Origin of the sequence: Erysipelothrix sp. HDW6A, from assembly GCF_011400295.1 — a bacterium.
Taxonomy (GTDB): Bacteria; Bacillota_I; Bacilli_A; order Erysipelotrichales; family Erysipelotrichaceae; genus Erysipelothrix.
Genome location: NZ_CP049859.1, coordinates 543,353 through 556,244 on the forward strand (window position 1 = coordinate 543,353; position 12,892 = coordinate 556,244).

11 protein-coding genes and 1 other annotated feature are annotated in these 12,892 nt (G+C 37.2%); of the genes, 9 read left to right on the forward strand and 2 right to left on the reverse strand.

Going from position 1 to position 12,892, the window contains the following annotated elements; all coding sequences use genetic code 11:
- Positions 1-5: 5 nt before the first annotated feature.
- Positions 6-212: a binding site (T-box leader), on the forward strand.
- A gap of 36 nt (positions 213-248) precedes the next feature.
- The 5 genes from leuS (at position 249) to G7059_RS02860 (ending at position 8,103) form a co-directional block, all read left to right on the forward strand.
- A complete protein-coding gene (gene leuS / locus G7059_RS02840; protein WP_166080584.1) occupies positions 249-2,651 on the forward strand; it encodes a leucine--tRNA ligase in 2,403 nt (800 codons plus the stop codon).
- Positions 2,652-2,814: 163 nt separating this feature from the next.
- Entirely contained in the window at positions 2,815-4,785 is a 1,971-nt protein-coding gene (locus G7059_RS02845; protein ID WP_166080585.1) for an NAD(P)/FAD-dependent oxidoreductase, read from the forward strand.
- 9 nt (positions 4,786-4,794) lie between these two features.
- On the forward strand, positions 4,795-5,730 hold the full coding sequence (locus tag G7059_RS02850; RefSeq protein WP_166080586.1) for a polyprenyl synthetase family protein: 936 nt from the start codon (positions 4,795-4,797) through the stop codon (positions 5,728-5,730).
- Positions 5,731-5,742: 12 nt separating this feature from the next.
- Positions 5,743-6,639: a UbiA family prenyltransferase gene (locus G7059_RS02855; RefSeq protein ID WP_166080587.1), complete on the forward strand. Its 897-nt coding sequence runs from the start codon at positions 5,743-5,745 to the stop codon at positions 6,637-6,639.
- An 81-nt stretch (positions 6,640-6,720) separates the two neighbouring features.
- Positions 6,721-8,103, forward strand: coding sequence for an aldehyde dehydrogenase (locus G7059_RS02860; RefSeq protein ID WP_166080588.1), 1,383 nt, complete (start codon positions 6,721-6,723; stop codon positions 8,101-8,103).
- Between the two features lie 21 nt (positions 8,104-8,124).
- Here G7059_RS02860 and G7059_RS02865 read toward each other — a convergent pair whose 3' ends face one another.
- The gene (locus G7059_RS02865) at positions 8,125-9,243 is read right to left on the reverse strand and encodes an FAD:protein FMN transferase (RefSeq protein WP_166080589.1); all 1,119 of its coding nucleotides are present in this window, start codon (positions 9,241-9,243) and stop codon (positions 8,125-8,127) included.
- A gap of 284 nt (positions 9,244-9,527) precedes the next feature.
- On the opposite strand from G7059_RS02865, the gene G7059_RS02870 reads away from it, so the two are divergent.
- The 3 genes from G7059_RS02870 to G7059_RS02880 are packed head-to-tail and all read left to right on the forward strand — an operon-like array spanning position 9,528 to position 11,643.
- On the forward strand, positions 9,528-10,271 hold the full coding sequence (locus G7059_RS02870; protein ID WP_166080590.1) for a type III pantothenate kinase: 744 nt from the start codon (positions 9,528-9,530) through the stop codon (positions 10,269-10,271).
- Entirely contained in the window at positions 10,268-10,861 is a 594-nt protein-coding gene (locus G7059_RS02875; protein ID WP_166080591.1) for an ECF transporter S component, read from the forward strand. The genes G7059_RS02870 and G7059_RS02875 overlap by 4 nt, the downstream gene beginning before the upstream one ends.
- Entirely contained in the window at positions 10,858-11,643 is a 786-nt protein-coding gene (locus G7059_RS02880) for a metallophosphoesterase (protein WP_166080592.1), read from the forward strand. The genes G7059_RS02875 and G7059_RS02880 overlap by 4 nt, the downstream gene beginning before the upstream one ends.
- A 213-nt stretch (positions 11,644-11,856) precedes the next feature.
- Here the strand turns inward: G7059_RS02880 and G7059_RS02885 are convergent, their stop codons facing one another.
- The gene (locus tag G7059_RS02885; RefSeq protein WP_166080593.1) at positions 11,857-12,009 is read right to left on the reverse strand and encodes a hypothetical protein; all 153 of its coding nucleotides are present in this window, start codon (positions 12,007-12,009) and stop codon (positions 11,857-11,859) included.
- 84 nt (positions 12,010-12,093) lie between these two features.
- Here G7059_RS02885 and G7059_RS02890 point away from each other — a divergent pair, with 84 nt between their 5' ends.
- The gene (locus G7059_RS02890) at positions 12,094-12,657 is read left to right on the forward strand and encodes an SGNH/GDSL hydrolase family protein (RefSeq protein WP_166080594.1); all 564 of its coding nucleotides are present in this window, start codon (positions 12,094-12,096) and stop codon (positions 12,655-12,657) included.
- Positions 12,658-12,892 lie beyond the last annotated feature (235 nt).

Here is a 12,892-nt window from a genome sequence, read left to right on the forward strand (position 1 = left end):
TCTTAAGGAAAGCAATGATAGGAAATAGTAGTCGTGGTTACTTATATAGAGAGCTAATGGTTGGTGGAAATTAGTTAAGTGAAATGATGAACTCATCCTTGAGCCAAATTCATGAAAATTAGAGTAGTGAATTTCGTTTCTCACGTTACGAGATTGAGAGCTTATCAAACTGATAGGAATAAAGGTGGTACCGCGATAGATTCGTCCTTTGTAGGTACTTTTTTTATTGGATAAAAGGAGAGGTTAGAATGTATAATCATTTAAAAATTGAGAAAAAATGGCAACAATTCTGGAGTGATAACGAAAGTTTCAAGACAGATATCCATGACTTCGATAAACCTAAATATTATGTATTAGACATGTTCCCATACCCATCGGGGAATGGACTTCATGTAGGGCATCCGCGTGGCTACACAGCTACAGACGTAATTGCTCGTTACAAACGTATGAAAGGTTTTAACGTGCTTCACCCAATGGGATGGGATGCCTTTGGATTGCCTGCTGAGCAGTATGCATTGAAATCAGGAAAACATCCAAATGGCTTCACAGAAGCAAACATTGAAGTGTTTAAGAAACAAATTAATTCACTTGGATTATCTTATGATTGGTCACGTGAAATTTCCACAACGGATCCTGATTACTACAAGTGGACACAATGGATCTTCACAAAACTCTATGACATGGGTCTTGCTTATGTTGATGAAAAACCAGTTAACTTCTGTCCAGAGCTTGGAACTGTCTTAGCAAACGAGGAAGTTATCAATGGAAAATCAGAAGTAGGTGGATTCGATGTAATTCGTGTTCCAATGCGCCAATGGGTCTTGAAGATTACAGAATATGCAGAACGTTTATTAGAAGACTTAGAACTTGTAGACTGGCCTGCATCAACTAAAGAGATGCAAATTAACTGGATTGGAAAATCAGTAGGATCCAATGTAGTGTTCAAAGTAGATGAACATGACTTAGAATTCACTGTCTTTACCACACGTGCTGATACTTTATTTGGAAGTACATACTGTGTGTTAGCACCTGAACATCCATTCGTTGCGCAAATCACAACTGACGAACATCGTGCTGAAATTGATGCATACGTAGACATGGTAATGCATAAAACAGACCTCGAACGTACAGACCTAAATAAAGATAAAACAGGTGTATTTACAGGTGCTTATGCTATTAACCCTGCAAATGGTAAACGTGTGCCAATCTATATTGCCGACTACGTACTTGCAGCTTATGGAACAGGTGCAATTATGGCTGTTCCAGCACATGATGAACGCGACTATGAATTCGCAAAGAAATATAACTTAGACATTATTCCTGTACTTGAAGGTGGAAACATTGAAGTGGAAGCATTCACAGAAGATGGTGTTCACATTAATTCAGATTTCTTAGATGGAATGAACAAAGAAGATGCAATCAATACAATGAATGCATGGTTAGTTGAAAATGGTTATGGTGAAGCGAAGACAACATATAAACTTCGTGACTGGTTATTCTCACGTCAACGTTACTGGGGAGAACCAATTCCTATTATTCATATGGATGATGGTACAATGCGTACTGTTGATATTGAAGACTTACCATTAGAATTACCAGAGATGGAAAACTACCGTCCTGCGCCAGATGGACAATCACCACTTGCGAACGCGAAAGAATGGTTGGATGTGGAATTTGCAGATGGATCACATGGTAAACGTGAAACCAATACTATGCCACAATGGGCAGGATCATGCTGGTACTACTTACGCTTTATCGACCCACATAACACAGAAGCAATTGGTGATCCAGAACTATTAGAACACTGGATGAATGTTGACTTGTATATGGGTGGAGCAGAACATGCTGTACTTCACTTATTGTACGCGCGTTTCTGGCATAAAGTGTTGTATGACTTAGGTGTTGTGAAAGACAAAGAGCCCTTCAAGAAGTTATACCATCAAGGAATGATTCTTGGAGCAAATAACGAGAAGATGAGTAAGTCACGTGGAAACGTTGTGAATCCAGATGATATTGTTGAAAGCCATGGAGCTGATGCTTTACGTGTTTATGAAATGTTTATGGGGCCATTGGATGGTGCTATTGCATGGAGTACACGTGGTTTAGATGGGATTCGTAAATGGTTAGATAGAGTGTGGAGATTGCTTGTAGAAAGCGATAAGATTTCTGACACTAATGATGGAACATTAGACTTCATCTATAACCAAACCGTTCAAAAAGTTACTTATGACATCGATAATTTTGGTATGAATACTGCGATTGCGCAAATGATGACATTCGTTAATGAAGCATATAAGAGCGAAACAATTTATAGAGAACATGCACTTGGATTTATTAAGATGCTTGCAGTCTTTGCTCCTCATGTTGGGGAAGAATTGTATGAAAAAGTAACAGGTGAACAAGGTATTAGTTATGTTGCATGGCCAACATTTGATGAGGCAAAACTTGTAAAAGAAGAAACAGAAATTGTTGTTCAAATTAACGGTAAAATCCGTGCTAAATTCATGGCTCCTACAGGTAGCGATGAAGCAACATTAAAAGCAAATGCATACGATCAAGCGCAGGTACAAAAATATCTTGAAGGTATGACAGTAGTAAAAGAAATCGTAATTAAAAATAAGATTGTTAATATCGTTGTTAAGCCTTCATAGGATTTGTGAGAAATGATATAAACATCACAAACAAGTGTGAATTCGTAAAAGAATGCACACTTGTTTACTTTTGTGAGAAATTATGGCGCGATTATTAAATACAAATAATTGTCTGAATTATGTACCTAAGGTATAATGTATAAGTCTAAAAGGAGAAATGAAAATGGGAAAGAAAGTTGTTATCGTTGGTGCTGGATATTCAGGAATCCTAGCAGCCAAGAAACTTGCAAAGAATTTTAAAAAAGATAAGAACGTTTCGATCACAATTGTAGATCGTAATCCATTCAGTACAATGCTTACTGAACTACATGAAGTTGCTGCTTGTCGTGTTGACGAAGCTTCAATTCGTATGGATTTAAAACGTATCTTCGCTGGAAGAAAAGTTGATGTTAAACTGGACAATATTGAACGCGTAGATTTTGAAAATAAAGTAGTTGTCGGTTCACATGAATCATACGAATATGATTATGTTGTGATTGCTGCTGGTTCAAAACCTACATACTTTGGAATTGAAGGGGCACAAGAAAATACATATACACTATGGTCATACGATGATGCAGTGAAACTACGTGATCGTATTCATGACGTATTCGTACGTGCTTCACAAGAACCAGATCTAAACAAACGTCGTCAACTCTTAACATTCTACGTTGTAGGTGCAGGGTTAACAGGTGTTGAAATGATGGGTGAACTTGCAGAATATGCACCTATCTTATGCGATAAATTTGGTTTAACAATGAAGGATGTAACACTTGTTGAAGTTGATGCTTTACCAGGTGCAGTTACAACACTTCCAGAAAAACCACGCAAGAAAATTGAAAAACGTTTACGTAAATTAGGCGTAACTCTTAAATTCAATACTAAAGTTATCAAGGTTACAGATTCATCCATTACTCTTGATACAAATGGAACAATTGAAGAAAACCCTGTTCATACAGTTATATGGACAGCAGGTATCCAATCAGCTGACTTAACTGCAGATTCAGGTGATAAACTTGAAGCATTACAACGTGGTGGACGTATTGAAACAGATATGTACTTACGTGCTAAAGGTAGCGAAGATGTCTTCGTTGCTGGTGACAATGCTTACTATGTTCTTGAAGGACAAACAACAGCATTACCACAAATGGTTGAAAATGCTGAACAAAGTGGTAAGTTAATTGCTCAAAATATTACAGCTTCAATTCGTGGAAGCAAGAAATTAACACCTTACAAACCAGCATTCCATGGAACAATGGTATGTATTGGTGGTCGTTGGGGTACTGCTACTGCTAAATTCGGTAAAGTACAATTCAACATGCCTTCATTCTTCGCAATGTTTGCAAAACACTTTATGAACTGTGTTTACTTCATGCAAGTATTGGGATGGAATAAAGTATTTAGTTACCTAAAACATGAAATCTTTACAATTCGCAACAAACGTAGCTTTGTTGGTGGACACTTCTCAAACCGTACACCAAGCTTCCTACTCATGCCAATCCGTGTTTGGTTAGGTATGGTCTGGTTGTTTGAAGGGGTTAAGAAAGTTACAGAAGGCTGGTTAGATTTTGAAACTGGTCCTAAATTAGCTGGATTCTTTGGTGGAGCAACATCATGGTTCAACGGTATCTTAGGTATCGCTGATGCAAATGCTGGCGCAACTGGAGATGCTGTTGCTGGTGCAACAGGTGAAGCAGCTGCTAGTGCAGGAGAAATTCTCTTACACTTAAACTTCTTCAACTTTATCCAACCAATGTTTGTTTCTGGTACTGCTCTTGCAGATGCAAAACTTGAAAACTTAGCAATCAAACTAGATTTTAGCTTAATGAACTGGTTTGTAGATAACGTTATTCTTTCAAGTGATGGTATGCAATTCTTCATGCAAGCTATGGTTGTTGTTATGGAAATCTTAATTGGTCTTGCATTAATTGCTGGTTTATTCACAACAATTGCTGCAGGTATGTCAGTAATCTTACAAGTTATGTTCTTAATGACTACAGGATTATATTTAAGTAATTTCTGGATGTTTGTCGCTGGTATTGCTGTGCTCTTTGCAGGTAATACACTAGGTCTTGATTACTGGGTAAGTCCAAAACTCAAATCACTATGGAAACGAATACCGTTTATTAAAAAGTGGTATCTGTATCACGATTAATAGGTTGTAATGATGAAGGTTGTAACAGACAATTTACATTATGTTAAAAACGAGGTTGATAAAGTGCTATCAACCTCTCCTTTAATCATTCGAAAATATACACAACATCTGCTTAAGACAGAAGGAAAATATCTTCGTGCCTATGCAGTTCTTGTATCAGCTTTACGAGATGATATGAGTATTGATTATGATGCCGTAAAATTTGCGGCAGCAATTGAGATTTTGCACCTTGCAAGTTTAGTCCATGATGACGTTATGGACGACGCTGATATGCGTCGAGGTAATGTAACACTTCATAAACTTTATGGACGTAAGACTGCAATTATTTGTGGTGATTACCTCTTAGCAATTGCAATGTCAATGGCCAACAGCATTGAAGATAAAGAAAAATATCTTGATTACAATATGCCTGACTATATGGAGGCAATTGCCTTAGGTGAGTTAAAACAACACATCAACAATGGTAATGTAAAACTTAAAATGAAGGATTACCTTGAAATTATCGAAGGTAAGACTGCGAAATTGTTTGAAGCCTCACTCTATGCCGGAGCTGTTACTTCAAACGAAGAAGATATTGAAGCTTATAAGCTTGCAGGTCACCATATTGGGATGATCTTCCAGCTCTTAGATGATGTGTCTGATTTTGAAGATACACAGGAAAAAGCCAAAAAACCAGTTCAATCGGATTATGAACAAGGGGTGATTACTTTACCACTGATTCATGCCTTTGAAGAAAATCCTGAACTCCAAAAACGTGCAGAGACAGAAACCTTAAGCCGTAAAGAACTGCAAGAAGCAGTTACCAAAGCAAAAGGTGTCGAAGCTACTTATGAAGTAGCAGAGAAGTATTATGCACAAGCAGTAGAAGCGATTCAATCTTTACAAGTACGAGAAGAGAAACGTCAATTATTGATGGAAATTCTCAATAAAGCAATGCGTCGCTAAGAGAGGTTTACTTTGAAAACATTTTTAAACTATACCGAAATTCAAACGAAGATCACCAGTGTACTAACATTTATTCTTACACTGGGAGTTCTTCGTTTTAATCGTTTACCTATTAATTGGTTGGTAACAGGAGTGTTCTTTGCAGGAATGTTCCTCTTTGATCTTACAACCACCGCAATAAATAATTACATCGATTCAAAAACAAACGGACAAGATATCGGTTATTCACGAACACAGGGTAAAGCAATTATCTTTGGGATGCTGGCAGTTTCTATTGGATTGGGAATCTATTTAGTAATCCTAAGTGACTTACTAATCCTACTTGTGGGAATGTTGTGCTTTGGAGTAGGAATTCTCTATACATGGGGACCAATTCCAATTTCACGTCAACCTTACGGAGAAATTATTTCCGGGGTAATGTACGGATACTTCATTCCATTTATTATGATTCATGCGAATGCTCCTGGATATCTGGTCAGTTTCGCATACTATAATGGAACCTTAACCCTAGGATTTGAAATTGTAGCACTCATTTATTTTGTGATTATCTTTATGACACCAACAGTTCTAACAGCAAGTATCATGCTTGCTAATAATACCTGTGATGTTGAGGCAGATGTAAAGGTTAATCGTTTTACCTTACCGTTCTATATTGGTCAGAAGAACGCAATCCGTCTTCTCAAACTCCTCTACGTGAGTGTCTACAGCAGTATCTTAGTTGCGGTACTACTAGGAGTCTTACCATGCTTATCACTACTTACCTTTGTAACGATTCCTCGTGTTATTAAGGACGTTAATGAATTTACTAAAGAATTAAAGAAACATATATCCTTTAAGTATATTATTGATGCATTTATTATTATTATGCTTACCTTTGGGATATCAGTATTAATAGGAAGTTTCCTATAAGAGAAGAATGATACGTCATTCTTTTTTTATGGAAAACTTAAGAGAAGTGATACAATATCACTAGATGACAGGAGGTACGTTATGCAAGAGCACATTAATTACTCAAATCTAGTAGCAAGACATCAAGATTATTTTCAATCTCAGAAAACACGTTCCTTAGAATTTCGCTTACTCCAATTAAATCAGTTACGTCAAGGAATTCTAAAATATGAAGATGACATAATTGAGGCACTACGAATTGATTTAGGAAGACATCCACAAGAAACATATTCAACAGAAATAGGTTTCTGTCTTTCCAACATTCGTTCCATGGAGAAAAAGCTTCCTAAGTATATGAAGAAAGAACATGTACGAACTCCACTTGTTTTACTACCCTCCAAGTCCTATTCAATCTATGAGCCTTACGGAACGGCACTAATCATGGGTCCATTTAACTATCCTTTCCAACTACTGATTGAACCGCTTATTGGTGCAATTGCAGCAGGAAACTGTGCAGTCCTTAAACCTTCGGAAATGGTTCCTAACTTCTCTCGAGTTATTACTGAGATGATTGAAGATACGTTTGAATCTCAGTATATCTCAAGTGTAGAAGGTGATATCGAGACAAACACGGCACTACTCGAATGTAAGTTTGACACTATCTTCTTCACGGGTAGCACCCAAGTAGGTAAGATTGTGATGAAGAAAGCAGCAGAACACTTAACACCTGTTACCTTAGAACTGGGAGGAAAGAGTCCTGCAATCGTTACTAAGGATGCTGATATCAAACGAGCAGCACGTAGAATCATCTACGGTAAGACTTTAAATGCAGGTCAAACCTGTGTTGCTCCTGATTATGTATTGGTTGATGAAACGATTAAAGAAACATTTGTTAATGAGTGTAAGCAAGTGCTCTTTGACTTCTATGGTACAGATTGTGAGCGCAGTGATAGTTTCTCAAGAATCGTGAATGAGAGACACTTTAACAGACTCACAGAGCTCATTGAAGCTTCAAGGACAGAATTACTTAGTGGTGGACATACCAATCCAACCAGCCGCTTTATCGAGCCTAGTTTATTTGCTTCTTCCTGGGATTCACCTTTAATGCAAGATGAAATCTTTGGTCCGCTTCTTCCAATACTTTCCTATCAATCATTGGAGGAAAGTATCAATGAAATTAATAAACGACCTAAACCACTGGCATTATATGTCTTCTCCAAAGATAAGAAGATTCAAGACTCTATTATTAATCGAACATCCTCTGGAGGCGTGACTATCAACAATACTATCTTCCATTTAGTATCCGATAAATTACCATTTGGTGGTGTTGGAGATTCAGGAATAGGACACTATCATGGCAAGTACAGTTTTGAAACCTTCTCACACAAACGAGCAGTTCTAAAGACAACACGCTTTGATGTTCCATTTATTACTCCACCGTATAGTATGAAGAAACTAAGTTTAATTAAAAAAATAATGAAATAAAAACAATGAGTACGAAAGTACTCATTGTTTGTTTAATTTAGAATATTGTTTTAAAGTTTCCGTCATGGTGAGGGAGAATCCATCAACATGTTGCCAATCTTTAGGCTCATCACCTTCAAGTACCCAAACTGCATCAATCTTTTGATCAGGATGTGCATCGTTAAACTTCTTGATAAACTCTTGTGCTTCATCATAGCTCATCATATAGACTGCAGTAGACAACGCATCAGCTGCTCCCGAATCAGGTGTAATGATGGTGACTGACTGAAAGTTTGTAGCAGGCATTAAGGTATGAGGATCAATAAGATGTGAATAGCGAACATCATCAGGTCCGATATAATAACGTTGATAATCACCTGAAGTTACAATTGAAGTCGATGTAGGAATACTAAAGATATCCAAGCTTTCACCTTTAACAATCAATGAGGGTTTCTCAACACCAATTGCCCAAGGAGTTCCATCAGCCTTAGTATTAATGGTGCGAACATTACCACCACCACTTACGACTGCATACTCGATTCCATCTTTCTCTAAACGTAAAGCGACTTTCTCGGTAGCGTAGCCTTTTGCGATTGCTCCCACATCAAGTTTTGCACGTGTATGATTAAGATAGACAGTGCTTGCCTCTTTATCGATTTCTACGAATTGCCATCCAGTATATTGTTCAGCTTCTTTTAGCATATCCATTGTAGGAACTTTCCCGTATTCATCTTCAGAGTTTAAGACAATACCTTCTTCACGGTATTCATGCCAAATATCGAGCACAGCACCTAAGGTAATATCGAAGTATCCATTGGATAATTCACTATACTCTTTCGCAATTTCAATCATCTCAATAATTTCTGGATCAACCTTGACGGGTGCAATACCAGCTTGATCATTGATTGTCTTGATATTGTTGATGCCTTCATAATCGTTATAACGATCGAAGAGTGAGTTATAGTGAATAAACTCTTGTTTTACTGTTTCGAAGTAAGCATCAAACTCTTTTTCTGTTTTTGTATAAGCCAAGAAGGTTACAAGGGTATCAAAGCCTACTTCTGAGGATCGGGATTCATATTTTGTATAGGTATCTTTAGCGCCCGTTGTACATCCCGTTAATAGAACAAGCGTTAAGCAGATAATCAGTATTTTTTTCATGAAGTAATTATACCACATGTAAGCATTGTTCACGATAGATATAGGATAATTGCGACTATCTTAGCTATTTATATACTGGAGGATGAATCATGAAGAAAAGAGAGATTGCTTACTGTATAATTTTTGTTGCGTTAGTTGTTTTTTCTGAAGAAATCAAACATGAAATTAGTCAATTTCTTCTTAGGTCTCTAATAAAATAAAGAGTCTAAGTGGGTGCATTTACGTTTATATTAGTGGAAAAATCAATGGTTTTCATGTATCCTATACATGATTGAGGTGATACGATGATACTAACAATCGATATAGGAAATTCCAACACTGTCTTTGTAAGTTACAATGGTCATAAGAATATTAATGAACGTGTTGTGACGGGCAAGGAGCTTGCGTATGAGTACTATAAATTAATCTTAAAAGATCTAAATATTAAACCTGAGGCAGTCATTGTTTCTTGTGTTGTTCCACGTATTCAAGAAGATGTGCGACGTGCAATCTTTGATGTATGTGGACTGGAAGCACTTTTTATCAATAGTACAACTGTGAAAGACTTTGATATCCGTTTGGATAATCCAATGGATATTGGTGCTGATTTTATTGCGACTGCAATGGGTGCTATGGGTAAATATGATTGTCCAATTATTATTGCAGACATTGGAAGTGCAACAAAGCTTACATATGTAAACAATGAAGGAGCATTTTGTGGAGGGATTATTATCCCGGGTATTGGTACCTCAGTAGAGGCGATGTATAGTTATATACCCCATTTACCACAAGTTCCTTTAGAAATTCCAAGTAAAGTTATTGGGACTGGAACCATTGATGCGATTCAATCAGGAATTATGTATGGGATTATTGCACAGATTGAGGGTCTAGCCCGCAAGATGGAACAAGAAATAGGACAAGAATGTGTTAAACTCCTTACAGGAGGCTATGCATCATTAATCCATGAACACACAGAAGGATTTATCTACGAACCTGATTTATTGAATGACGGTTTGAATGAAATATATAAAAGAGGAATGATTGTATGAAAAACAAACGATTCGGTGTTAGCGAACTAACACTCAATGCCATGTTTATGGCAATTACCATTGTATTATCATTGGTGCCATTTTTAGGAATGATTAGTATTGGGGTACTTTCTATTACCACAATGCATATACCTGTAATAGTTGCAGGGATTGTATTGGGTTGGAAAGGTGGCCTCATTAACGGTATTTTCTTTGGTCTTGCTTCAATGTATATTGCTGCAACACGTCCAGTAGGATTACTTGATGTTCTCTTTGTAAACCCAATAGTAGCAGTATTGCCAAGAGCTTTATTTGGTCTATCCGTGGGTCTATTATCTGATGGACTCAAACGTATAACGCGTAATAATGTCGTAAGTTCAAGTATTACAGCAGTAGTTTCGACCTTACTCCATGCAGTCTTTGTACTGTCGATTCTATACTTTGTAGCTATGTCTTCAACCGATGCAGCAATTCTTGAAGCAATGCCATCCAATGTGTGGATATTCTTAGGAAGTATTGCAAGTTTAAATACAGCACTTGAAGTGGGTATAGCGGTACTGATTGGCGTACCTGTTTCTTTAGCCATTCAACATGCTCAAAGTAATCGATGATTATCTTTTTAGTAATAAGTGTCGTCTTACTTCTATATTCCTTGTATGAATATAAGAATGTAAGGATCGACACACTTAAACCTGATGACTTTACACAAGTTCACGATATACCGGAATCGGTATTAGGGAAACGCATTGTTTATATCTCAGATTTGCAGTGGGATTCAAGAGCTCGTCCTTTTATGTCGAGGTTCGCTCAAAGTATTATGGACACAGTGAATGAGCTTGAGCCAGACCTTATTATTATTGGTGGCGATACAATACATCGTAAAACAGATAAAGTCTTTCACTATCTCAAACAACTCAAAACTCCGATAATCTCAACACTTGGTAATCATGATTATAAAGATCTCGAGAATGTTAAACAAGGCTTAAACGAAATCAGTCACTTATTAGTGAATGAAACAATAGATTTTCATGGAATGCAGATTGTTGCGGTGGATGACTACCGTAAAGGACATCCGCAAATGCCAGATTATCAAAGGAATACCTATACACTACTGTTAAGTCACAATCCTGACTATTGTGAGACCTTAAATGATTCGTTTGATATGATATTATCAGGACACACCCATGGCGGTATGATTACATTATTTGGTATTTATTCCCCTATTACAAGCTCTGAATACGGTCAAAAGTATACTGGTGGGTTTGCGACCACGCCTGGAGGCAAAGTTTATGTTTCTTCAGGGCTCGGAGGCAGTGTCTTTGGTTTACCAATCCGATTCTTCGCACGACCTTCAATACAAGTTATTGACTTCCGTCAGTCCAAAATAACATAGGGTTGTCAAAGTATTGAAACAAAAATTACATGGGGTATTAACCTCCCCACTGAAGTTTAGAGGATCACGCTATGTGATCCTCTTTTTTAGGTATGTCAATTTGATTAATACGATAGGTTACATCGTTACTCTTTTTCTATGATTCTGGGGGTTCAATCGCATTCATTGCTTTAACACGTTGTCGTTCTTCCAGTGGATTTGATTGAAGAATCGTTATAAGTCTTGAAGGTGTCGTGATGGTAAGAAATCTACCACCGCCATCGTGAGCGCATCGACAAGGTCACACGCGAAATCACTGGTATGACCTCGAAAGGCATATACTTCATCAATGAGATGGTATTGAGGTAAGGGACGTCGTTCAAACAAGGGTAACTGCTTAATATGTGAATTAAAACGTTCACTTCATCGTCATAATTGCCGTGATACAATTAATAAAGGAGGTTTATGATAATGAAAAAAATTGTCTTATTTGGAGACAGTGTTATCGCTGGTAGTTGGCATGGGGAAGTGAGTGATATCCTCGATCAAGCTATTCTTAAAGCGTTAAGTGCTGTCAATCTCTTTGATTTTAGAATTGTGAACCTAGGTAAACCTGGTGATTCTACGACAACGGCATTAGAGCGTATTCAAGAAGCTGTTGCAGAAGAAGCTGATGTTATTGTCTTGAATGTGGGGATCAATGATGCCATTAATATTCGTGATAACATGGACACTTATGGGCAAAATTTAGAAACAATGATGATGCAATTTCCACAGCATAAGGTTATCGTTGTTGGTCCAAGTTATGTGGATGATTCAATTAAGACGCAAGCGCAACAGGATATAATTCAAGCTTATAGTCAGCATCTTGAAGACATTTGCCGCAATAATGGGATTGAGTTCGTTAATATTTATGATATTGAAATGCAAGCCAAAGACCCTAATGTCTATGTTCAAGAAGATGGTTTACATCCTTCAAAAGAAGGGTATACCTTATTGGCTCAGTCCATTGTTGCCACCATGGTTCGCTCATAAAAATAAGGGGCTGTAACGAATAAACAGTCTCACAAAACAAAACAAAATGCCGAGATTTCTCAGAAGAGAGTCTCGGCATTTGTTATAATTTAATTATGACAAGTAATAAATTGCAGTTAAATTATAAACCAGTTCAATTGGTTTTACCAGTTGATTAGGAACAGATTATTGATGTCAATGCTCTGTTGAGTAGAAAACCCTGAAACTGCTTGGAGCGATTCATTTACTTAAGCGG

Excerpts from the sequence above, each read along its gene's own strand:
- leuS (WP_166080584.1), top strand. The coding sequence starts at position 249 with ATGTATAATCATTTAAAAATTGAGAAAAAATGGCAACAATTCTGGAGT.
- G7059_RS02845 (WP_166080585.1), top strand. The coding sequence starts at position 2,815 with ATGGGAAAGAAAGTTGTTATCGTTGGTGCTGGATATTCAGGAATCCTA.
- G7059_RS02850 (WP_166080586.1), top strand. The coding sequence starts at position 4,795 with ATGATGAAGGTTGTAACAGACAATTTACATTATGTTAAAAACGAGGTT.
- G7059_RS02860 (WP_166080588.1), top strand. The coding sequence starts at position 6,721 with ATGCAAGAGCACATTAATTACTCAAATCTAGTAGCAAGACATCAAGAT.
- G7059_RS02865 (WP_166080589.1), bottom strand. The coding sequence starts at position 9,243 with ATGAAAAAAATACTGATTATCTGCTTAACGCTTGTTCTATTAACGGGA.
- G7059_RS02870 (WP_166080590.1), top strand. The coding sequence starts at position 9,528 with ATGATACTAACAATCGATATAGGAAATTCCAACACTGTCTTTGTAAGT.
- G7059_RS02875 (WP_166080591.1), top strand. The coding sequence starts at position 10,268 with ATGAAAAACAAACGATTCGGTGTTAGCGAACTAACACTCAATGCCATG.
- G7059_RS02880 (WP_166080592.1), top strand. The coding sequence starts at position 10,858 with ATGATTATCTTTTTAGTAATAAGTGTCGTCTTACTTCTATATTCCTTG.
- G7059_RS02890 (WP_166080594.1), top strand. The coding sequence starts at position 12,094 with ATGAAAAAAATTGTCTTATTTGGAGACAGTGTTATCGCTGGTAGTTGG.